This is a genomic window from Pseudomonas sp. GW821-FHT07F05, assembly GCF_059418765.1.
This window is the reverse complement of the sequence record NZ_JBWKQL010000005.1, coordinates 320,257-342,927: the sequence shown is the minus strand read 5'-3', so window position 1 is coordinate 342,927 and position 22,671 is coordinate 320,257. Positions and strand designations below refer to the sequence as shown.

General features: G+C 60.1%; 21 protein-coding genes and 1 pseudogene. 15 read left to right on the top strand and 7 right to left on the bottom strand.

Annotated features, from left to right (window positions below; all coding sequences use genetic code 11):
- The first annotated feature begins 51 nt into the window (after positions 1-51).
- The 3 genes from AC07RO_RS14420 to AC07RO_RS14410 are packed head-to-tail and all read left to right on the top strand — an operon-like array spanning position 52 to position 2,674.
- Positions 52-357: a DUF2388 domain-containing protein gene (locus AC07RO_RS14420; protein ID WP_423572138.1), complete on the top strand. Its 306-nt coding sequence runs from the start codon at positions 52-54 to the stop codon at positions 355-357.
- 38 nt (positions 358-395) lie between these two features.
- Complete coding sequence (locus AC07RO_RS14415; protein ID WP_037017155.1) at positions 396-716, top strand: DUF2388 domain-containing protein; 321 nt, start codon at positions 396-398, stop codon at positions 714-716.
- On the top strand, positions 713-2,674 hold the full coding sequence (locus AC07RO_RS14410) for a DUF7844 domain-containing protein (RefSeq protein ID WP_495086332.1): 1,962 nt from the start codon (positions 713-715) through the stop codon (positions 2,672-2,674). The genes AC07RO_RS14415 and AC07RO_RS14410 overlap by 4 nt, the downstream gene beginning before the upstream one ends.
- Positions 2,675-2,704: 30 nt before the next feature.
- Here AC07RO_RS14410 and AC07RO_RS14405 read toward each other — a convergent pair whose 3' ends face one another.
- Complete coding sequence (locus AC07RO_RS14405) at positions 2,705-3,106, bottom strand: GFA family protein (protein ID WP_192174464.1); 402 nt, start codon at positions 3,104-3,106, stop codon at positions 2,705-2,707.
- Positions 3,107-3,427: 321 nt separating this feature from the next.
- Here AC07RO_RS14405 and AC07RO_RS14400 point away from each other — a divergent pair, with 321 nt between their 5' ends.
- The 9 genes from AC07RO_RS14400 (at position 3,428) to AC07RO_RS14360 (ending at position 13,786) form a co-directional block, all read left to right on the top strand.
- Complete coding sequence (locus tag AC07RO_RS14400; RefSeq protein ID WP_192174463.1) at positions 3,428-4,735, top strand: CitMHS family transporter; 1,308 nt, start codon at positions 3,428-3,430, stop codon at positions 4,733-4,735.
- A 67-nt stretch (positions 4,736-4,802) separates the two neighbouring features.
- Positions 4,803-5,570, top strand: coding sequence for a TerC family protein (locus tag AC07RO_RS14395; RefSeq protein ID WP_192174462.1), 768 nt, complete (start codon positions 4,803-4,805; stop codon positions 5,568-5,570).
- Between the two features lie 262 nt (positions 5,571-5,832).
- Positions 5,833-7,476, top strand: a complete 1,644-nt coding sequence (locus AC07RO_RS14390) for a Na/Pi cotransporter family protein (RefSeq protein WP_192174461.1) — start codon at positions 5,833-5,835, stop codon at positions 7,474-7,476.
- A 67-nt stretch (positions 7,477-7,543) separates the two neighbouring features.
- Complete coding sequence (locus tag AC07RO_RS14385; protein WP_495086331.1) at positions 7,544-8,926, top strand: M16 family metallopeptidase; 1,383 nt, start codon at positions 7,544-7,546, stop codon at positions 8,924-8,926.
- A 128-nt stretch (positions 8,927-9,054) separates the two neighbouring features.
- The gene (locus tag AC07RO_RS14380; protein WP_192174459.1) at positions 9,055-10,230 is read left to right on the top strand and encodes a DUF5924 family protein; all 1,176 of its coding nucleotides are present in this window, start codon (positions 9,055-9,057) and stop codon (positions 10,228-10,230) included.
- Positions 10,231-10,240: 10 nt separating this feature from the next.
- The gene (locus AC07RO_RS14375) at positions 10,241-11,410 is read left to right on the top strand and encodes an ABC transporter permease (RefSeq protein WP_192174458.1); all 1,170 of its coding nucleotides are present in this window, start codon (positions 10,241-10,243) and stop codon (positions 11,408-11,410) included.
- Positions 11,407-12,213 (top strand): ABC transporter ATP-binding protein, encoded by an 807-nt coding sequence (locus tag AC07RO_RS14370; protein WP_495086330.1) that lies wholly within the window; start codon positions 11,407-11,409, stop codon positions 12,211-12,213. The genes AC07RO_RS14375 and AC07RO_RS14370 overlap by 4 nt, the downstream gene beginning before the upstream one ends.
- Complete coding sequence (locus AC07RO_RS14365; RefSeq protein ID WP_495086345.1) at positions 12,213-13,151, top strand: MlaD family protein; 939 nt, start codon at positions 12,213-12,215, stop codon at positions 13,149-13,151. The genes AC07RO_RS14370 and AC07RO_RS14365 overlap by 1 nt, the downstream gene beginning before the upstream one ends.
- A complete protein-coding gene (locus AC07RO_RS14360) occupies positions 13,148-13,786 on the top strand; it encodes an ABC-type transport auxiliary lipoprotein family protein (protein ID WP_495086329.1) in 639 nt (212 codons plus the stop codon). The genes AC07RO_RS14365 and AC07RO_RS14360 overlap by 4 nt, the downstream gene beginning before the upstream one ends.
- Here AC07RO_RS14360 and AC07RO_RS14355 read toward each other — a convergent pair.
- The 6 genes from AC07RO_RS14355 to AC07RO_RS14330 all read right to left on the bottom strand — a co-directional run bounded on the left by AC07RO_RS14355 (position 13,759) and on the right by AC07RO_RS14330 (position 19,261).
- A complete protein-coding gene (locus AC07RO_RS14355; protein WP_192174455.1) occupies positions 13,759-14,997 on the bottom strand; it encodes a nucleoside recognition domain-containing protein in 1,239 nt (412 codons plus the stop codon). The two genes, AC07RO_RS14360 and AC07RO_RS14355, sit on opposite strands and share 28 nt — an antisense overlap.
- A 97-nt stretch (positions 14,998-15,094) precedes the next feature.
- Positions 15,095-16,426 (bottom strand): glutamate/aspartate:proton symporter GltP, encoded by a 1,332-nt coding sequence (gene gltP / locus AC07RO_RS14350; RefSeq protein WP_463584390.1) that lies wholly within the window; start codon positions 16,424-16,426, stop codon positions 15,095-15,097.
- A gap of 699 nt (positions 16,427-17,125) precedes the next feature.
- Positions 17,126-17,593: an inhibitor of vertebrate lysozyme family protein gene (locus tag AC07RO_RS14345; RefSeq protein ID WP_495086328.1), complete on the bottom strand. Its 468-nt coding sequence runs from the start codon at positions 17,591-17,593 to the stop codon at positions 17,126-17,128.
- 2 nt (positions 17,594-17,595) lie between these two features.
- On the bottom strand, positions 17,596-17,760 hold the full coding sequence (locus tag AC07RO_RS14340; protein ID WP_002555679.1) for a DUF1328 domain-containing protein: 165 nt from the start codon (positions 17,758-17,760) through the stop codon (positions 17,596-17,598).
- 89 nt (positions 17,761-17,849) lie between these two features.
- Positions 17,850-18,134 (bottom strand): hypothetical protein, encoded by a 285-nt coding sequence (locus AC07RO_RS14335; RefSeq protein WP_495086327.1) that lies wholly within the window; start codon positions 18,132-18,134, stop codon positions 17,850-17,852.
- 272 nt (positions 18,135-18,406) lie between these two features.
- Positions 18,407-19,261, bottom strand: coding sequence for a BON domain-containing protein (locus tag AC07RO_RS14330; RefSeq protein ID WP_495086326.1), 855 nt, complete (start codon positions 19,259-19,261; stop codon positions 18,407-18,409).
- A gap of 256 nt (positions 19,262-19,517) precedes the next feature.
- Here AC07RO_RS14330 and algB point away from each other — a divergent pair, with 256 nt between their 5' ends.
- From algB to AC07RO_RS14315, 3 genes and pseudogenes are all read left to right on the top strand, one after another.
- A complete protein-coding gene (gene algB, locus AC07RO_RS14325) occupies positions 19,518-20,864 on the top strand; it encodes a sigma-54-dependent response regulator transcription factor AlgB (protein WP_495086325.1) in 1,347 nt (448 codons plus the stop codon).
- Positions 20,865-20,874: 10 nt separating this feature from the next.
- Positions 20,875-22,276: pseudogene (locus tag AC07RO_RS14320) on the top strand (KinB sensor domain-containing domain); the annotation flags it as partial.
- Positions 22,277-22,296: 20 nt separating this feature from the next.
- Entirely contained in the window at positions 22,297-22,662 is a 366-nt protein-coding gene (locus tag AC07RO_RS14315) for a sensor histidine kinase (RefSeq protein ID WP_407073261.1), read from the top strand.
- The last annotated feature ends 9 nt before the right edge of the window (positions 22,663-22,671 follow it).

Here is a 22,671-nt window from a genome sequence, read left to right as displayed (position 1 = left end):
TGCGCTAGCCTTGCGACTCGTTTCGCCGAACCTGAACAGCCCTGAATAGCCATGCATTCGTTGTCTCGCCTCGTGCTTGCCGTCACCGCAGCCTTGAGTATTTCAACTCAGGTTCTGGCGTTCGACGTGACAACACAGAGCCTGGTTAAAACCGGATACGCCACCAGCCAGGTGACAACCGGGCCTTTCGATAGCAAGTTGATAATTGCCGCCCAGGATGATGCTGCAGTGTTTGTCGCCAGTGACGGCCAACTGCGAGGAGCACGGCTGGAGTCTGCGCTGGCGTACCTGCGTCAAACCCGCCCAAAACTTCATGCAAGCGACCTTGAACTGGCGCAGGCAATCCTCGTCCAATAGTCACTTTTTTTGTAACTACCGTATTTTGGAGACGTTCCATGCGTACCCCGTTGATCGCTGCCGCCCTTGGCCTGCTCTTGCTGACTGATATGGCACAGGCACAAACCCTGAAGGCCACCAGTAACATCGTCGTTCGCGCCCTCGGCCGCAGCATCGATTTCACCTCCGACACCACCTCATCCGTGCGCAACTGGAAACTCGTGCTCGAAGCGCGCGACGACGCCGCCAGCTATGTCGCCAGTAACGGTGACATCCATGGCGCACTGCTCGACGCTGCGTTCATCACACTGCGTGACCGCCTGCCTGAAGCCCGTAATGCCAGTGATCAGGACCTCGCCGAGGCCATCCTCGCACTGTGAAACGCCTCGCTGTCTGGCTGCTGACGTCGGCGCTCTCGCTGATTTGCACGAGCGCTTTCGCCGACCTCAGCCTGTCGCTGCATAACGACGGGCTCAGTCCTGCGCAACAAAAGGCCAGCCAGACGTTGCTCGACGAAGCCATGGCGCACCTGCCGCCATTGTTCGTCAGCAAGCTTGATCGCAAGGTGGAAGTGCATTGGACCGACGACATGCCGTCCAATGCCTACGGCCGTGCAGACGGTCCCTACCGTCTGGACCTGAATGAGCACCTGCTCGCAGGCCTGACCGACGGCAGCGCCGCAACGACACGAACCAGCCGTCCTCACGGCACCGTGCGGGAGGAAATGCTCGCCACGGTCCTGCATGAGCTGACCCATATTTATGATCACGCGCAGCTCTGGTCCCCTGAAGACCGCAAGCTGATCGTTGCGTGTGCCCGGCAGGGCAAGAGCGTGGGGAAGGTTGGCCTGCGTGACAGCTGCCGGGGGCAGACCGACCGACGTTTCACGCTGAGTGATGATCCGCGCCTTCTGGATCTGGCGGGATGGCCGCAGTACGTCGGCCGCCGCGGTGACAGGGAAGAGCGCAATGGCCAGGTCGCGCGCAGCCCGGATATCTACGAAATCAGCAGCCCGCTGGAATTCGTTGCGGTGAACATGGAGTACTTCCTCCTCGATCCGGCCTACGCCTGCCGCCGTCCGGCGCTGTACGACTATTACAAGGCTCGGTTCGACTGGGCGCCAGCGACGAAGGATCAGTGCCCGACGTCCTATCCTTATCTCAACGCCGGTAACGACTTTGCCCGAAAGCCACTGGGCAAGCTCGACCCCGAGCGGGTGTATGAGGTCGATTACCTGCTGGCTGAGGCCAACCAGAATCTGGCGAGCCGTTGGGGTCACAGCATGCTGCGGCTGGTGATCTGCAAGCCCGGTCGCCCACGCGGCCCTGACTGCCGGCTGGACCTGGATCAGCACTTGGTGCTTTCGTATCGCGCGTTCGTCAATGATCTCCAGCTGTCCAGCTGGAGCGGCCTGACCGGCAAATATCCGTCGCGCCTGTTTGTCCTGCCACTGGGTCAGGTGATCGATGAGTACACCAAGACCGAACTGCGCGGCCTGGCCTCGGTCCCGCTGAAACTCTCCCGTGAGGAGATCAACGGTCTGGTTCAGCACGCAGCCGAGATGCACTGGGCCTATGACGGGGATTACTGGTTCCTGTCCAATAACTGCGCGGTGGAAAACCTGAAGCTGCTGCGCAGTGGCACTAACGATCCGCGGCTTGTCGGGCTGGACAGCATCATGCCCAACGGGCTGCTGGAAGTGCTGAAGGGCAGGGGGCTGGCGGATACCAGCGTGCTGGACGATCCCAAGAAGGCGCTGCGCATGGGCTACCGCTTCGACTCGTACCGCGACCGTTATCAGGCGATGTTCGATGTGCTGCGCAAGACCACCAACGTCAAGCAGACCACCGTTGAAGACTGGCTGGCACTGACGCCGCAGGAACGGCGTCCGTATTTCGCTCAGGCTGACCTGCGTACCAGCGCGGCAATGCTGCTGCTGGAACAGGCCGGACTGCGTCGTCAACTATTGCTCGCGCAGGATGAGGTGAAACAGCGTTATCTAAGTGCTGTGGAGCAAAAGGATAACGGCGTTTCCAAGGCGACCGGCACATTGCAGGACATTCTGGCCAACAGCGGATTCCTGAGTCGCCCGGCGGAATTGCTCGGCAGCGGCGGCTACGGTCTGCCGCAGGAAGGCGAGTGGCAGCGTCTGGAAGACGAAAGTAGCCAGCGCCAGAAACAACTGCAGCGGCTCAGCGGTGATCTGGATAAAGAGGTGAGGGCGCTGCTTGATCCCGACCGCGCCGCCGAGATTGCTGCGACCGAAGACAATCTCAAGCAGGTCGGTGATCATCTGCGGGCATTGCACAAAGCAGCCGGCGGCCTGGAGCTGCCTTGATCGTTGCGCAACTGCACGCCCCGCGATGATTCAGTCAGTTTCCCCAGGCTCACCCGGCAGATGCTCGTCCAGGTGCAGCCAGGGCAGGCGGCTGTCGGTCCAGATATGCCGATCGGCAGGCGTGAGCTCCGGGCGATCAAGGGTGGCGATAGTCACGTCCATAGTCTCCGGGCTGTTGCGGCTGAACAGCGCGACCTGCGCCCCACAGTTATTGCAAAAATACCTGACGCACGTCGGCCCTGAATCATAGGGGGTCGGACTTCCCGCCAACCATTTGAAAGCCTCGACCGGCACGCTGGTCCACGTCATGACGATCCCCCCTGACGTGCGCCGACAAATCGTACAGTGGCAGTGGGCAACGTCATCCACGGGCCCATCGATCTGGTAACGCAGATTGCCGCAATGGCATCCGCCGGTATGCAATTCACTCATGAGCAATCTCCAGGTTATGTAGGGGTCTGACCGCATCCTGGGGTCGATAACTCAAACTCCCGCTCGTCAACTTCAGAAGTGCAACGAAAGCTGGCTGAAAGCTTCCCCGTTTAGCATCACCTCACCGCCGGCGACAGACCGGTCGGCCAGACGAACGCGCTTGACGTTCTCCGGCCCATCTACAACAACAATTAGGTGATTCCCGATGCTTGCATGTGCCCTGCAGTACCCCCTCCGTAATCCCCGACTCCACGCGCCGCTCGTTTTGAGCTGATCGATTCGTCTCGTCCGTTCCCCGCCGCGTAACGCTGGAGTATTGCTATGTTGACCTTCCTCGGCTTCGCCATGGTCGTCGCCTTCATGTACCTGATCATGAGCAAGCGCCTGTCAGCGCTGATTGCCTTGATCATCGTTCCTATTGTTTTCGCTCTGTTCGGTGGTTTTGCCTCCGAAATCGGCCCGATGATGCTGGCCGGCATCACCAAACTTGCGCCAACGGGCGTGATGCTGATGTTCGCCATCCTTTATTTCGCGCTGATGATCGACTCCGGGCTGTTCGACCCGGCCGTGCGCAAGATCCTCAAGCTGGTGAAAGGCGACCCCGTCAAAGTGTCGGTCGGTACAGCGGTGCTGGCGCTGGTTGTCTCGCTGGACGGTGATGGCGCCACGACGTACATGATCTGCGTGGCCGCCATGCTGCCGCTGTACAGCCGTCTGGGCATGAGCCCGCGCATCATGGCGGGCCTGATCATTCTGGCCGGCGGCGTGATGAACATGACCCCATGGGGCGGCCCGACCGCGCGTGCGGCGAGTGCCCTGCATGTCGATCCATCCGACATCTTTGTGCCTATGATTCCGGCGATGCTGGCGGGCGTTGTGGCGATTCTGGTGATTGCCTACTTCTACGGCAAACGTGAACGTGCGCGCCTGGGCGAACTGCACTTGCCCGGTGACGAAGGCGATCACAGCGACATCAGCGTTTCCCAGTTTCCTGAAGCCCGCCGTCCCAAGCTGATTTGGTTCAACGCCGCACTGACGCTGGCGCTGATGGTGGCACTGATCATGGGCCTGTTGCCGCTGCCGGTGCTGTTCATGATTGCGTTCAGTATCGCCATGATCGTCAACTACCCGTGCCTGCAAGCACAGAAAGACCGCGTCGCTGCCCACGCCGGCAGCGTGCTGGCAGTGGTCGGACTGATTTTTGCTGCGGGGATCTTTACCGGTATCCTGTCCGGCACCGGAATGGTCGACGCGATGTCGAAGAGCCTGCTGGCCGTGATCCCTGAAGCGATGGGCCCTTATCTGGCCGTGATCACAGCGGTGGTCAGCATGCCGTTCACCTTCTTCATGTCCAACGACGCGTTCTACTATGGCGTGCTGCCGGTACTGGCCGAAGCCGCTTCGCATTACGGCATCAGCCCGGTGGAAATGGCACGTGCCTCGATCGTCGGCCAGCCCGTCCACCTGTTGAGTCCGTTGGTGCCGTCGACGTATCTGCTGGTAGCACTGGCGGGCATCGAATTCGGGGATCACCAGCGCTTTACCCTCAAATGGGCCGTGCTGGTGTGCGTGTGCATTCTGATCGCCGCGCTGCTGATGGGAATCTTCCCGTTCTTCAGCAGCCTATAAACGCAACTCAACGCTCCCTCTGGCGCAACCGTGCCGGAGGGAAAACGAACGCTCAAAGGAATACGTAATGGAATGGCTGACCAACCCTGAGATCTGGGTTGCTTTCTTCACGCTGACCGCCCTGGAAATCGTGCTGGGCATCGACAACATCATCATGATCTCGATCCTGGTCAGCCGCATGCCCAAGGCAATGCAGCCGCGCACCCGTATCTTCGGCCTGGCGCTGGCGATGGTGACGCGGATTCTGCTGCTGCTGTCGATCACCTGGGTCATGCGCCTCACCGACGACCTGTTCGTGGTGTGGGGCCAGGGCATTTCCGGACGCGACCTGATTCTGTTTTTCGGTGGCCTGTTTCTGTTGTGGAAGAGCTCGCAAGAGATCTACCACGGCATGGAAGGCGAAGAAGAGACGCTGGACGAGCCGAAAGGCAAGGGCGGCATGTTTCTGTACACCATCATTCAGATTGCAATCATCGACATCGTATTCTCGCTGGACTCGGTCATCACTGCTGTCGGCATGGTGTCCCACGTACCGGTGATGGTGGCGGCGATCATCGTGGCGGTGCTGATCATGATGCTATGCGCGGGCGTCATCAGCGACTTCATCGAGAAGCACCCGTCGCTGAAAATGCTGGCGCTGTCGTTCCTGATCGTCGTCGGTACGGTCCTGATTGCCGAGTCATTCGATGTGCATGTGCCGAAGGGCTACGTCTACTTCGCCATGGCGTTCTCGCTGGCAGTCGAAGCGATCAACATCAAGATGCGCACGTCGATGGCTAAAAAACGTGCGATGCAGGACCCTGTGAAACTTCACAAGGACGTGCCGGGTCAATAACGTCCGCCGCACAGACGTGAAAACAACGGGGCTGTGAATGCCCCGTTTTTTATTGGCAGAGCGCAAAAGTGTGGCGTTCAAACACCTGATTTATGACAGATTTGTTTCAAGAAATAATCCGCTGTGCCATGCTGGCATTAAGGCCACAGGCCGACTAAAGCTTTAGTTGAGCGCGCTGTTCGATGCACCTCAAGCGCTTACGCTCGCTACACGCTGGACCTTTTAACTTTGCCCAATGGGCAACCAACAGGGGGCTCTCCGTATGCTGACCCTGCTCGATTTGCTTTCCGCCGTCGCGCTGTTGATCTGGGGCACACACATCGTTCGGACCGGCATTCTGCGTGTCTACGGCTCGCAGCTGCGCCGAGTCATTGGCCAGAACATGTCCAAACGCCCGCTGGCATTTGTCGCGGGGATACTCGTCACCGCGCTGGTGCAGAGCAGTAACGCCACGGCAATGCTGGTGACGTCGTTCGTTGGCCAGGGCTTGATGGGCCTGACGCCCGCGCTGGCCATCATGCTCGGTGCCGACGTCGGTACAGCGGTGATGTCGCGAATACTGACGTTCGACCTGTCGTGGCTGTCGCCGCTGCTGATCTTTCTGGGCGTGATCTTCTTTCTGTCGCGCAAACAAACCCGTGTGGGCCAATTGGGTCGTGTCGGCATTGGCCTGGGCCTGATCATTCTCGCTTTGCAACTGATCGTCACTGCCGCCGCGCCGATTACCCAGGCTGCAGGTGTGAAGGTGCTGTTTGCGTCACTGACGGGCGATCTTCTGCTCGACGCATTGGTCGGCGCCATGTTCGCGCTGATTTCCTACTCAAGCCTTGCGGCCGTGCTGCTGACGGCGACCCTCGCAGGCGCGGAAATCATCAGCCTGCCGGTGGCGATTGGTCTGGTGATCGGCGCCAACATCGGCAGTGGTCTGCTGGCGTTCCTTAGCACCAGCATGCAAAACGTGGCCGGTCGACAAGTGGCGCTGGGCAGCCTGCTGTACAAGCTGATCGGCCTGCTGCTGATCACCCCGGTGCTGACCCCGCTGGTGGCGTGGATGGACACGCTGAATGTCAGTCCGTCGAGCTTGGTCATCAGCTTTCATGTCATCTACAACTCCCTGCGCTGCCTGATCATGCTGCCGACGGTGGGGCCGATGGGGCGTCTGTGCGCGTCGATTCTGCCGCAGCAGGCCGAGATCAACGGCCAGACCAAGCCTCGCCATCTGGACCTGACCGCACTCGCCACACCAAGCCTGGCGCTGGCAAACGCGGTGCGCGAAACCTTGCGCATGGGTGATCTGATCGACAGCATGCTCAATGCCATGCAAGAAGTACTGCGTGGCAACCAGACGGCGGTCACTCAGGAAGTGCGCCGGCTCAACGACGATGTCGAGGTGCTCTACAACGCCATCAAGTTGTACCTGGCGCAGATGCCGCGCGACGACCTCAGCGATCAGGACAATCGCCGCTGGGCCGAGATCATCGAACTGGCGATCAATCTGGAGCTGGCCAGCGGGCTGATCGAGCGCATGCTGCGCAAGGTCCAGCAGCAGAAAACGTCGCAGCGACGGTCGTTTTCCGACGTCGGCCTGGAAGAACTCTCAGGGCTGCACGAGCAACTGATGGCGAACCTGCGTCTTGGCCTGTCGGTCTTCCTCAGCGGTGACCCGGAAAGCGCGCGCCAGCTGTTGCGCGAGAAACGTCGTTTTCGGGCACAGGAGCGGCGTCTGGCCCACGCCCATGTCAGCAGACTGCAACGCAAGATCGTGCAGAGCATCGAGACCAGTTCTCTGCACCTTGAGCTGATTTCCGACATGAAACGCCTGAACTCGCTGTTCTGCAGCAGCGCCTACGCGGTCCTTGAAACCACCGACACAGGCGCCTTGTCCAGCGAGGGCAACGCGGATTAGTCGTGGTGAACGCAGGGGCCTCTGCGAAGTCTGTTACACATACCGGCCCGCAAGGAAGCCCGATTTTATGCGTTGCCTGCTGTTCGTTTGTCTGATTCTGACATCCCTTTCTTCCATGGCCCTCGACCGGTTTCAGGTCGAGGGCTACGTGCTGCCCAACGGTTTGCAGTTGCTGCTCAAGCCTGCGGACAAAGGTCACGTCGCCATTCGCTTGGTCGTGGGCATTGGCTTCGATGACTTCAAATGCGAAGACAAAGAACTGCCGCACCTGCTTGAGCATCTGCTGTTCAGCGGGATCGACAACAGCGGTGAGGGCGGCCTAGAGCAGCAGATGCAGGCGTTGGGCGGGGAGTGGAACGCGTTCACCAGCAACACCGACACCACCTTCGTCATCGAGGCGCCGGCGCAGAATCAGCGCAAGGTGCTCGACCTGCTGCTCAATCTGCTGACCCACACGCAAATCAATCAAGCCAATCTGGACACCGCCAAGCGCATCGTCGCCCGTGAAGACGGGGGCCATTATTCGCATTTGCAACGCTGGCTGGACAAACGCGACCTGGGCCACGGCGCCAGCAGCCAGCTTGCCGTGGAGCTTGGCCTCAAGTGCCCGGAGCGGCCTGAGGTCGATCACCTGACGCTGGAGCAGATCGAGAATATCCACGACAACTGGTACGCCTCCAACAACATGACGCTGATTATCGTGGGCGACCTCGACAAACTGCTGCCTGCCTACCTTGAGCGCACCTTCGGTCAGCTCAATGCGGTGGATCCTACGGAACATCCGCCGCTGCGCTCGATCACTGAAAAGGCCGATCCTGAGCGCACGCTAGTGCGGGGCGCGTTGGGCGATGGCGCGAAGCTGCATCTGCTGTTCCCCGAGCCAGACATGGGCGAGCAGCACGATCAAACCTGGGATCTGGTGAAAGCGTATCTGGACTGGGCGCTGTACAGCGAACTGCGTCTGGACAAGGGTTATTCCTACGGGCCATGGGCCGATCGCGAAGCATTTGGGGACACCGGTTTTCTCAGCCTGAACGCTGATCTCAACCGCGAAGACGTCGATTCGGCCACGTCGGCGGTACGCTCGATGCTCCAGCGGCTGCGCAAGGAAGGTATGGACCCGGCGACCTTTGCTCGGCTACAGCAGGCGTCCATTGCCAAGCAGGCCTGGGCGGTTCAAGGCAACAGCGCGTTGGCCGACTATTACTGGGGTGCGCTGAATGATTACGATGATGGCCGCTTTGAGGATCCGGCCAAGAGGACCCGAGGCGTGAGTCTGGATCTGGCCAATCAGGCGATGCGTCAATTGCTGGCGCAACCCGGGTATCTTCGCGTTGAGGAGCCACTGCTCAGCTACGACGAGCTGTACGCAGTCGGATGCCTTCTGACGGCACTGGTGGCGTTGCTGATCCTCTGGCGGTGGCGGGTATACAAGAAGAGACCGTTGTAAGCGAGGCGCTTGGCGTTTCAATATTTCGACGAAGTGGGCGCAGTCCGGCTTGGTTATTTTTTATACACCCAGCTCCGTACATCCATACTCCAACACCAAGACTCACCCACGAAGAGCGACGCCCCGAGATGCCAGACATTAACGCAATCATTCAGCACTCGCTGGTACAGCGCGTGCTGGAGTTCATCAAGCGCTACCCCGGGCTGATTGCGTTCTTCGGGTTCTGCTCAGGCATCGGCAGCTTCATTCTGGTGGATCGCCAGGCCAAGCTGGCGACCTGGATTGCGGTCATTCTGCTGGTGAGCTGGATCTGGCTGATGGTTGAAAACAGCGCCGTCGCCCTGTTCGCGAAGCTGTTCAAACGCGAGATCCCGCAGCCGCTATTGCGCTACGGCACTCAGATGATTCATCAGGAAAGCCTGTTTTTCGTACTGCCGTTCTTCTTCGTCACCACCACGTGGTACAGCGGCCAGCTGGCGTTCACCGGGCTGCTCGGGGCGGCAGGCCTGATTTCGATCATCGACCCGCTGTACTACAAATGGCTGGCGCCGCGCCGCTGGCTGTTCATGGCCCTGCATACCCTGACGCTGTTCGCCGCACTGCTCACGGCGCTGCCGATCATCGTTCACCTGACCACGGCCGAGAGCTACAAGCTGGCACTGGGCATTGCGATGCTGCTGTCGTTCCCGAGCCTGGCATCGGGCTACCCGATCAACAACTGGAAACGCGGCCTCGGTGTGGTGGCCATGACACTGGCCATCGGAGGGGTGGGCTGGATGGCGCGATTCTGGGTGCCGCCGGCGACGCTCTGGCTGACCGAGGCGGCGATCAGCACGCGCTTCGATAACCAGAATCGCACCCCCGGCGAGAGCATTCAGGAGATCGGCGTCAACCAGCTGCGCAGCGCCGGGCTCTACGCCTACACCTCGATCAACGCCCCGCGCGGCCTGAATGAACGGATTTATCATGTGTGGCGCCATAACGGCGAGGAAATAGAGCGCATTGCTCTAGACATCAAGGGCGGTCGTGAGGAAGGCTACCGGGCCTGGACGCACAAACAGAATTTTCCGCCGGACGTGTTGGGTAAATGGCAGGTGAGGGTGCTCACTGAGGACGGGCAGATGATTGGTGTGCTGCGCTTTGACGTCACCGAGCGCGACCAGCCTGCCGTCACGCGCAACAAGATCAAGCCGGCAGGCCTGAAGCCAGGCACCGACGCTGCGGATCCGGATGATTCGGAGGCGAAAAAACCTGCGGACAGTGCGCCAGCCGAGAGCCCATCTGCCCCGGCCAAAACCAACTAAGCTCGTCGCTATGACCCCACTGACCACGCAGGCTTCCTCCGCGCCCAAGGTTCCAGGACGCGTCTTACTGGACACTTCGATCAATCCCGTGCAACTGCGGATTGCCGGAGACTGGACGCTTGCCCATTACCGCGAACTCAAGCGCCAGACCGATGCGCTGAGCGCCGGATTTGGTCCAGCCACCCTCGTGGACATGGACGAACTCGGCGCCCTCGATACCGCCGGTGCGTCGCTGCTCGTGGAACTGCTCGGCGTACAGCGCCTGCGCCTACTGGCCGTGCAAGCGCCCAACCTGCCGGAATCCAGCCGCGCGCTGATGCAGACCATCCAGAGCGCACTGGCAGACTATTGCCAGCCAGTCCGAGAGCCCGAGGCGGCCGTGGGCATGCAGCTGCTGTCGCGAATTGGCTCGGCAGTGGAGGTTATCTGGAAGGACACGCTGCAGCTGCTCGGCTTCATCGGTCTCATCCTGCAGACCTTCGCGTCCACCCTGTTTCGCCCCAAACGCTGGCGCACCACGTCCGTCATCGCCCACATCGAGCAAATCGGCCTGGACGCCGCGCCCATTGTGGCGCTCCTGACGTTCATGGTTGGCGCGGTGGTAGCCTTTCTCGGCGCCACGGTGCTGAAAGCTTTTGGCGCGACGATTTTCACCGTTGACCTGATCGGCTTCTCGTTCCTGCGGGAATTCGCCGTGCTGTTGACCGCCATCCTGCTGGCCGGTCGCACGGCCAGCGCCTTCACCGCGCAGATCGGCTCGATGAAAGCCAACGAAGAATTGGACGCGCTGCAAACCCTGGGGCTAAGTCCTACAGAACTGCTGGTATTGCCCCGCGTGATCGCGTTGCTTATCTCGCTGCCCATGCTGACCTTTCTCGCGATGATCTGCGGCATCGTCGGTGGCGGCGTGGTCTGCGCGTTGTCGCTGGGCATATCGCCGGCGATGTTTCTGTCGTTGATGCAGGCCGACATCGGCGTGCAACACTTTCTCGTCGGCATCGCCAAGGCGCCGATCTTTGCATTCTTCATCGCAGCGATCGGTTGCCTGGAGGGCTTCAAGGTCGAGGGCAGCGCTGAGTCCGTTGGGGCACACACGACGTCGAGCGTGGTGCAGTCCATTTTCGTGGTCATCGTACTGGACGCATTGGTCGCGATGTTCTGCATGGAGATCGGCTGGTGACCCGCCGTTGCGTACAGCCCGTCGAGACGGTGATTGAGGTCCGCGGCCTGAGCAATCGGTTCGGCCCGCAGGTGGTGCACGAGAACCTCGATCTGGGCCTGTATCGCGGGGAGATCCTTGGCGTGGTGGGCGGTTCCGGCGCCGGCAAATCTGTGTTGCTGCGCAGCATTGTCGGGCTGCAAAGGCCTGCCGCAGGAAGCGTCCGCGTCTTGGGTCAGGATTTGCTGAATCTGTCCGACAAAGCGCGCTCCCAGGTTGAACGACGTTTCGGGGTGCTGTTTCAGAAGGGCGCGCTGTTCTCCTCGCTGACCATCACGGAGAACGTCGCGCTACCGCTGATCGAACACGCCGGCCTGAGCCGCGAGGAAGCAGAGCATCTGGCCGGGATCAAAATGGCGTTGGCCGGGCTGCCGTTGTCGGCGGCGCATAAATACCCCGCGTCGCTCTCCGGCGGCATGATCAAACGCGCGGCACTGGCGCGAGCGCTGGCGCTGGATCCGGACATTCTGTTTCTTGACGAGCCCACTGCCGGACTTGATCCAATTGGCGCCGGCGCGTTCGACCAGTTGATCCTAACCCTGCGCGACGCCTTGGGGTTGAGCGTTTTCATGGTCACCCACGACCTCGACACGCTTTATACAATCACCGACCGCGTCGCCGTGCTGGCGCAGAAGCGCGTGCTGGTTGCGGACAACATCGACAGGGTGTCGGCGACCAAGGACGCCTGGATTCACGAATACTTTCATGGCCCGCGCGGCCGCTCGGCCTATTCGGCGGCCACCCACCCACACGAGGTCTCATGATGGAAACCCGCGCCCATCACGTTCTGATCGGCCTGTTCACGGTCATCGTGGTCGCTGCCGCGCTGCTGTTCGGTCTGTGGCTTGCCAAATCTAGCGTCGACTCGGCTTTCAAGGACTATCAGGTTGTGTTTAACGAGGCGGTCACCGGTCTGTCTCGCGGCAGTCCGGTACAGTACAGCGGGATCAAGGTGGGTGACGTCGTGCAGCTGCGCCTCGATCCCCAGGACCCTCGCCGCGTGCTGGCGCAAATCCGTGTGGCCGGTGAAACCCCGATCAAGCGCGACACCTTTGCCAAGCTGGCATTGGCCGGCATCACCGGTACATCGCTCATTCAGCTCAGCGGCGGCACACCGCAAAGCGAGGCGCTGAAAGGCGAGGGCGGCAACCTGCCAGTGATCATTGCTTCGCCGTCGCCCATCTCGCGCCTGTTGAACGACAGCGATGATTTGCTCAGTGGCAGCACTGCATTGCTGCACAACGCCAACGCGATGTTTTCGTCGAACAACGTGGAAACGCTGTCGCGCACGCTGCAACACCTTGAACAGACCACCGGAGCGATCTCCGATCAGCGCGACGACATTCGTCAGGCGTTGAAGCAGATGACGCTGCTGAGCAAGCAGGCCGGTGCGACGCTGGAGCAAACCTCAACACTGATGCGCAATGCAAACCAGCTGCTGACCAGCGATGGCAGGCAAACCATCGCCAGTGCGCAACAGGCGATGAAGTCCCTCGAACAAAGCAGCCAGACCATCAATACGCTGCTCAAGAACAACCAGAATTCGGTGAACGATGGCCTGCAAGGGCTGGGCGAACTGGGCCCGGCGATTCGCGAGCTGCGTGAAACCCTCAGCTCATTGAAAACCATCTCGCGCAGCCTGAACGCCAACCCGAGCGGCTACTTGCTGGGCAGCGAGAAGAATAAGGAGTTCGAGCCATGAGGCTTGTCGGTCAGTCCATCACTCGGCTGTTATTGGCGGCCGCCGTGCTGTCCCTCGGCGCCTGCTCGATCCTCCCCGAGCAGGCGCCGTCAGACGTTTACCGTTTGCCGACGGCATCGCCCGCCAGCAAAGGGGCGGCGCCGGTAGCGTGGTCGTTGCGGGTGGTGCGGCCCAAATCCAGCGAGACCCTGGACAGCCCGCGCATTGCCGTTATCCCCGAGGGCAATGTCATCAGCAGCTACAAAGGCGCGCGATGGAGTGATCCAGCGCCGGTTCTGCTGCGCAACCGACTGACTGATGCTTTCTACCGTGACGGGCGAGTGCAGTCGATCAGCACCGACGACAGTAATCTGCAGGCTGATTTTGAATTGGGCGGGGAGCTGCAGGCGTTTCAGAGCGAGTATCGCGGGGCCGCCATTGAAGTGGTGATTCGCCTGGATGCGCGGCTCGCTGATGATCGCCAGCGGATTGTGACGAGCCGGCGTTTTGAGGTGCATCAGCCGGTGGCCGACAAGCAGGTGTCGGCGGTGGTCTCGGCGTTCGGCCAGGCCAGCGATGCGCTGGCTGCCCAAGTGTTGCAATGGACCGTCGAGCAGGGCGAGAAGCGTTACACCGTCGCGCCGAAGAACCAGTAACAGACGGCGATCGCGGCGACCACACCGGCGAATTCCGCCAGCAGCGCGCAGCCCACTGCGTGTCGCGCGCGCTGAATCCCTACCGCTCCGAAATACACGGCCAGGACGTAGAACGTGGTTTCCGTGCTGCCTTGAATCGTCGCCGCGACGAGGGCCGGGAAGCTGTCGACGCCCTGGGTTTTCATGGTTTCGATCAGCATCGCCCGCGCTGCGCTGCCGGAGAACGGCTTGACCAGCGCCGTCGGCAGCGCATCAACGAAGCGCGTGTCCAGGCCGACCCACTGAATCCCGTGACGAATGCCCTCAAGAATCAGATCCAGCGCGCCCGACGCTCGCAGTACCCCAACAGCGCAGAGCATTGCGACCAGATACGGCAGCAGGTTCTTGGCAACGTCGAAGCCTTCTTTCGCGCCCTCGACGAAGGTTTCGTACACCTTGACCTTGCGCAGCGCGCCAACCACCAAGAACAGCATGATGATGCCGAACAGCGTCACGTTGCCCAGCACCGACGAGAGGCTCGACAGCGCAGCAGCGGACAGCCCGGCCAGTACCGCCATGAAGCCGCCCAGCAGCAACGCGCCGGGAATCAGATAAGCGAGCACCACCGGGTCCCATAACTTCAGGCGCTGCATAAAGGCCACTGACAGCAGACCGACCAGCGTCGAGGCGCTGGTGGCGAGCAGGATCGGCAGAAAGACCATGGTGGGATCGGCGGCGCCTTGCTGGGCGCGGTACATGAAAATGGTCACTGGCAGCAGCGTCAGCGAAGAGGCATTGAGCACCAGAAAGAGGATCTGCGCGTTGCTGGCGATGGTCTGGCTGGGGTTGAGCTCTTGCAGTGAGCGCATGGCTTTGAGACCGATGGGCGTGGCGGCGTTGTCCAGACCGAGCGCGTTGGCGGCGAAGTTGAGGGTGATCAAGCCCAACGCCGGGTGGCCGCGCGGCACTTCGGGCATGAGGCGATGAAAGAGCGGCGCCAGGACTTTGCCCAGCCAGTCGACGATTCCGGCCTTTTCGGCAATGTTGAGAAAGCCCAGCCACAGGGTCAGGGTGCCGAACAACAGCACCATGACTTCCACAGACAGCTTGGCCATGGCGAAGATGCTCTCGACCATGGCGGCAAAAACGCCAGCGTTGCCCCCGACCAGCCACTGCGCCAGCGCAGAAATCGCCGCGACCACAAAAAAACCAAGCCATAGGCCGTTCAGCATACAAATCCCCTCGCAAGATGCGGCGATGATAACGGCGGGGGCAGAAACAACAAACCCCGGCCGGGGCCAGGGTTTGATGATTCACGCCAGACAGTGATTACTCCACCGTCGATTGACCCGCCGGCAGAGGGTCCTTGCCACGCCAGTGCGGCAGGGAGTTCCAGTAGCGCTCGCCCTTGGCGTCGTCGTACATGCCTTCCCAGCGCGAGATGACCAACACCGCAAGCGCGTTGCCGATCACGTTCAGCGCGGTGCGCGCCATGTCCATGATGCGGTCGACGCCGGCAATGAATGCCAGGCCTTCCAGCGGAATGCCTACGCTGCCCAGGGTCGCCAGCAGCACGACAAACGATACGCCCGGCACACCGGCAATGCCCTTGGACGTCACCATCAGGGTCAGGACCAACATCAACTGCTGGCCGATTGACAGATCAATGCCATACAGCTGCGCGATGAACAGCGCCGCGATGCTTTGGTACAGCGTCGAACCGTCGAGGTTGAACGAGTAACCGGTCGGCACCACGAAGCTGCTGATCGCTTTTGGCGCCCCGTACGCTTCCATCTTCTCGATCACGCGCGGCAGCACGGTCTCGGAGCTGGCGGTGGAATAGGCCAGCACCAATTCATCTTTGAAGATGCGCATCAGCTTGAGCACCGAAAAGCCAAACAGGCGCGCAATCAGGCCCAGCACCACAAAGGCGAAGAAGGCGATGGCGACGTAAACCAGAATCACCAGCTTGGCCAATGGCAGCAACGAGGCAAAGCCAAAGTTGGCGACGGTCACGGCGATCAGGGCGAACACGCCAATCGGCGCGTAATTCATGATCATGTGGGTGACCTTGAACATGGTCTCCGACACGCCCTGGAAGACCTTCACCAGCGGATCACGCACTTCCGCGTTCAGGCTCGACAGGCCAAGCCCGAAGAACACCGAGAAGAAGATGATCGGCAGCATGTCGCCACGGGCAACCGCCGCGAAGATGTTCGACGGGATGAGATTGAGGATCGTCGCGACGAAAGCATGGTCATGCTGCACTTCGGAGGTGGTCTTCTCGTACTGCGAGATGTCCACCGTGCCCAGCGTGCTCATGTCGATGCCGGTACCGGGATGGAAGACGTTGGCCAGCAGCAGACCCACAACGATGGCAATCGTGGTGACGGCTTCAAAATAGAGAATGGTCTTCAGGCCGATGCGGCCAAGCTTCTTGGCGTCGCCAACGCCCGCAATGCCTACAACCAGGGAGGAGATCACAATCGGGATAACGATCATTTTGATCAGGCGGATAAAGATGTCGCCCGCTGGCTGCAGGATGTTGCTGATCCACCAGGCCTTCTCGGTGCTGAAGTGGTTCAGGACGGCGCCGATGGCGATACCCAGGACCAGGCCGATGAGGATCTGCCAGGCGAGGCTCAGTTTTGCCTTCTTCATGTCATTACCTTGTTGTCATTGCCGGGACATCCCCCAACCACACGTTCATCATTGCGCTTGCCAGCAAGCGCGACGCCGCGGTCGCCGTCAGGACTGTCTCGTAAGTGGCCGCAGGCGAGCATCCGAGCTCTGAGCAGGCGAAAAAGGCGCAACTATTCCCACGGTGACTGTCATCGTCTAATGCCGTAAATGACTACCCCATGCCGAATCGGCATGATGTAAATCAATCACTTACGTTGCAGTGCGCCAAAAGAGGGCGAACTTAGATGACTGGAGAATGCTGAGAAGTGGCTAAAACGTCGTCTGCAGCCGATTTACGCGAGGCGCGATGGCAATATGACAGATTGGTCAAAGGTGGCCGACAAGCCATTTAAGCGGGGGATTTTTGGCGATATACGGTCGTAGGAAACGTAGAAGCAGCTCTGTAGGACTCTTGAAGACCGGAGACCTTTGAGGAAATAGAGGATATTTGCGCCTCACAAGTCCACTGTCGGATAAAGGCTAAAACCGTATCGGACGATGGACTTGCGTTGCGGCTTGCCTGACCCGGCCCACGTGTGGGAGTACTCCTTGTACACCTAGGACGCTTCAATCACTCCGTTGATCGTAACGCCCCGGCCCCTTGGTCATACGCGCACCGTCTTCGGGCTGCGCGCCTATTAGGAAGGTCTGTCAGGGACAGGTCTCCCCTCATTCAAATCAGTACCAGTTCGGGTCTTTCTTGAGCTGCTCTTTCAGAAGGCCTTGCATGCCTTCGTCCGGTTTGCCCAAAAACCGGTAATCCGCATGACGCGTCGGCGATTTGTCTGCGGGAAGTCCCGCCGGCACCTCGACCAACATGGCGTAAGCACGGGATTTGTCGAGACTGAAAGCGACGATGAGACGCTTGTTGCGGCAAGTGTCCTGGGTTTCGCAGAGCGGCCCTACCAGATACTTGTCACCGTCTTCGGTCACGGCGTTCATTTGCTCCGCGGCACCCGAGAGATTGATCACCCAGTCGGGCAGTCGCTCTTCCTTCTTCACGACGCTCGACCACGTCTCGCGGTACTCGGGATTGGAGCTCAAAAGCTCGTTCGCCCGAGACTGACCGTCGTTGGCCGCCATAGCTGTAACGCTGGCGCTCCCAAGGAGCGCCAATGTCAGTGCATGGAAATGCTTGAAGCCCATATTCAGCCTCGGCCGCGACGGCCAAAGAAGAACGACACCACGAACATAACCAGGAAGACCACGAACAGGATCTTGGCAATGCCGGTAGCAGTACCTGCGATACCACCAAAACCAAGGACGGCTGCAACGATAGCGATGATCAGAAATGTGATTGCCCAACTCAACATGGTGAATCTCCTTACTGTTTATTGATTTTTTTGCTACGTCGAGGCGTCGGAATGACCCTCGGGGTAGATCGCGTCTTCGACCTGGAAGTTCAGAAAACCCAGCTTTGCTGACGTGGCGCTTCATCAGGAGTAGCGGTCGCGTCATCAACTTGCATGCTCAGGGCGACATCCGAGGCTTTCAGCGCACTTGCCTTGGCAAACGGTACGGTGTGGGCATGGGAGTAGTGGACCTGAGTCACTTCCTGCTTCTGATTCCAGTGATTGAACTGCTGCACAGCAATGAGCGTGATCATCAGCGCCAGACTCGCAAACAAAACCTGCTGCAAATGCAGAGGTGAGATACGCAGTTTGTTGGCGAGATGTTGAGCGTTCATTCAGCGGACTCCTGGCAATCTTGTCGGCCGTCTGTTCGGGCCTTTGTTACCAAGGGTATTGCACGCTGTGTGCCAGCTTTCTGCGGGCCAATAAACCTTTATAAATCAATGACTTATAACTACCACCCGGAAGCGTCTTACGCGCAAGCTGCACGATTGAACATTTGCCATCGTGCGGAATGCACGAACCGCCTGACACCACGTTGGCGGCCGAATTCATTCAGGATGTAATTTCTAATCTCAGAACCGTCATTCGACCGCCGCGTAACGCTCTAGCCTGCGCTGCGCGCCGTGACGCGCAGCGTGTCGGCATCGACGCCTTTAACCCCGCGAATGTTGCGCGCGATTTCGACCGTGAGTTCCTTCTCGGCGTAATTGGCCACCACACCGTCCAGCGTGACTACTCCGTTTTTGGTCTCAACCTTGATGTTCAAGCCATCGAGGGTGCGGCTATATATAAGGCTGGATTTCACCTTGCTGGTTATCCATGCATCGCTGAATTCCTCGCGAACGGCGTTGGCCTGGAGTTCGCTCTGCTCTTTGATGGCCTGGGTATCTCGCGCACTGACGCTGATGAGGTTGTTCACCTCCGTCACGCCGTCCGTATTGGTGGCCAGGCTTCCGGCCAGCTGCTTGGCATCTGCGTCTTTCGCCTGTCCCTTAAGGGTGACGACACCCTGAGCAGCGCTGACATCGATATTCAATGCCTCGGTCACGCTGTTCCACAGCAGCTTGGATTTGATGGTTGCTATCAGCGTTGCGTCGTCGAAACGCTGGGCCATGGTGGCTTTGGTGCCCGGATCGGCCGCGACCTGCGGATCGATCTCAAGCTGATTATCGACCTTGTTGATGCCCTGGATGTCGCCCGCTATCTGCGCGGCCAGATCCTTGTCGACCTGGTTTTCGACCTTCCCTTTGAGGATTGCCGTGCCCTGTTCCACATCCACGCTGATCTTGAAGGGACTCAAATGCCGGTTCAGGGCAAAGGCGGTCCAGATCGACCCCTCTTGGCGCGCTTCGGCCAGTTGGGTCGGCAGATCGGCGGCTGCGGCGTGAGCGATGACGGGCGTCAGTCCGAGCAGGCTGGCGGTAGTGATGGCCAGGGCGATCTTCTTCAACGGGGGCATGGGAATCTCCAGACAATTGCAAAAGGTACCTCTGGACAGACTGGTCTTTCGCCCAGATGTTCGGCGCGGCCTGATTTTGCCCACATGGAGATTCGGGGCAACGGTAATCCCACGTGCCCTGCCATGGATCAGCGCATAACGGCTTTTTTCAGAAGATCGCTACCATGCAGCGTAAAGAATCAATCAGAATGAACCATGCAACTTGCCCGATGTTTCCGGGACTAACACAGACTATTCATTAAGGAGCGTAGGAAAAATGGAAGCAGCCGCTGAGAATCAGGGCCGTATTCTGCTCGTGGATGATGAATCCGCCATCCTTCGCACCTTCCGTTATTGCCTGGAAGACGAGGGCTACAGCGTAGCCACCGCCAACAGCGCGGCGCAGGCGGAATCGCTGCTGCAGCGTCAGGTATTCGATGTGTGCTTCCTCGACCTGCGTCTGGGCGAGGACAACGGGCTGGACGTTTTGGCGCAAATGCGCGTGCAGGCGCCCTGGATGCGCGTGGTGATAGTGACTGCGCACTCAGCGGTCGACACCGCCGTGGATGCGATACAGGCCGGCGCTGCCGATTACCTGGTCAAACCCTGCAGCCCGGATCAACTGCGCCTCGCCACTGCCAAGCAGCTTGAAGTCCGCCAGTTGTCCGCGCGACTTGAAGCGCTGGAAGGCGAAGTACGCAAACCGAAGGACGGCCTTGATTCACACAGCCCGTCGATGATGGCGATCCTCGAAACCGCCCGCCAGGTCGCCAACACTGACGCGAACATCCTTATCCTCGGCGAATCCGGTACGGGTAAAGGTGAGTTGGCGCGGGCGATTCACGGCTGGAGCAAGCGCGCCAAGAAGGCCTGCGTGACCATCAACTGTCCGTCGCTCACCGCCGAATTGATGGAAAGCGAACTGTTCGGCCATAGCCGTGGCGCCTTCACCGGCGCCAGCGAAAGCACCCTCGGTCGGGTGAGTCAGGCAGACGGCGGTACATTGTTCCTTGATGAAATCGGCGACTTCCCGCTCACGTTGCAACCGAAACTGCTGCGCTTTATTCAGGACAAGGAATACGAACGCGTCGGTGACCCGGTCACCCGTCGTGCCGACGTGCGCATCCTGGCGGCGACCAACCTGAACCTCGAAGACATGGTCCGCGAAGGGCGTTTCCGCGAGGACCTGTTGTATCGCCTGAACGTGATCACCCTGAACCTGCCGCCGCTGCGCGAACGAAGCGAAGACATCCTGACGCTGGCGGACCGCTTTCTGGCGCGCTTCGTCAAGGAATACAGCCGCCCGGCGCGTGGCTTCAGCGAACAGGCGCGCAGTGCGCTGCTCAACTACCGCTGGCCCGGCAACATCCGAGAGCTGCGTAACGTGATCGAGCGGGCGAGCATTATCTGCCCACAGGAAAAAGTCGAAATCACGCATCTGGGCATGGCAGAACAACCGGTCAACAATGCCCCGCGTGTCGGCGCAGCGTTGAGCCTGGATGAGCTGGAGAAAGCCCACATCGGCGCAGTACTGGCCACCAGCGATACGCTGGATCAGGCCGCGCGCACGCTGGGCATCGACGCCTCGACGCTGTACCGAAAACGCAAGCAGTACAACCTGTGACAGGGCGCCGATGATGTTTGCGATGAAGTTGCGCACCCGACTCTTCCTGAGTATTTCCGCGCTTATCACCGTTGCCCTGCTGGGGCTGGTGCTGGGGCTCGTCAGCGTCATGCAGATGGCCAAATCTCAGGAATCATCAATTCGGCACAACTTCATCACCCTCGATATCGGCCTGAAGCTGCGACAGAACCTGGGCGACCAATTGGTCTTGATGCTCCAGGACAACCCCGATCAAGCGGCGATCAAGCGCAATCAGGAGGAGTTCCAGAACCTGCTCGATCAGGGCATTGATCATGATCAGCAGACCGGCGTTCCCAGCGGATTCGAAGCGGCACGGGTGAACTACGCCCGCTTCGTCAAAACCATTGAGCAATCCAGCGAACATGGTGACGCGATCCGCGACGATGAGGCCGTGACAGAGGCGTTCAACACGTTGCGTAACGGCTTGCTCGACGCCCATCGTCAGGCGCTTGAGAACATCAGCCAGGCTGAAACCGCGTCAAGATCGCGAGCGCTCTGGGTTTCCGCGCTGCTGGGACTGGTGGGGCTGGCTGTGCTGGTTATCGGCTTCGTCACCGCCCACGGCATCGCCCGGCGTTTCGGCGGCCCCATCGAGCAGCTGGCCAAGGCGGCGGACCGGATTGCCCAAGGGGATTTCGACGTTACGCTGCCCACATCCTCGTCGGATGAAATGAATCTGCTGACTCACCGTTTCGGCATGATGGCCGACGCATTGCGCCAGCATCAGAAAACCAATGTCGATGAACTGCTCGCCGGCCAACAGCGCTTGCAGGCGGTGCTGGACAGCATTGACGACGGTTTGCTGATGATTGATAGACAAGGGCGGCTTGAGCACCTGAACCCGGTCGCGCAACGACAGTTGGGCTGGGAAGAAAGTCGCTTGGGCCAAGGGCTCGGCGAAGCGTTGCAACGCCCGGAACTGGACGAGCAGCTGTATCTGGTGTTGCGCGGCGGCACGCTGGAACGGGCACCCGATGACCTTTCCATCGAGATCGACGGTGAAGTCCGCCTGCTGACCTACAGCCTCACGCCGGTCAGCCACACCAAAGGGCACATCGTCGGCGCCGTGATGGTGCTGCACGACGTCACCGAGCAGCGGGCATTCGAACGGGTACGCAGCGAGTTCGTGCTGCGCGCTTCCCACGAGTTGCGCACGCCTGTCACCGGCATGCACATGGCTTTCGGCCTGCTTCAGGAGCGCGTGCATTTCCCGCCGGATTCGCGAGAGAAGGACCTGCTCGACACCGTCAATGAAGAAATGCAGCGCCTGATGCAGTTGATCAACGACCTGCTCAACTTCTCGCGCTACCAGAACGGCCTGCAGAAGCTGACGCTCGAGCCCTGTGACATCAACGAATTACTCGAAGCGGCGCGTCAGCGCTTTGCCGATACCGCCCACGATCAGGACGTCATGGTGCTGCTGGAAACCCAGGAGCCACTGCCGCGGGTACAGGCGGACAAGGCGCAGCTGGACCGCGTGCTCGACAACCTGCTTGATAACGCTTTGCGCCATACCCCGAAATCCGGCCTGATCCGGTTGCAGGCGCGCCGTCATGGCGAGCGGTTGATCATCAGCGTGGAAGACAACGGCGAGGGCATTGCCTACGGCCAGCAAGCCCGAATCTTCGAGCCTTTCGTTCAGGTTGGACGCAAGAAAGGTGGTGCAGGCCTGGGGCTGGCCCTGTGCAAGGAAATCGTTCAACTGCACGGCGGGCGAATGGGCGTCTATTCCCGACCTGGGCAGGGCACGCAGTTCTACATGGCGCTGCCGCTCTAGACCGGCATT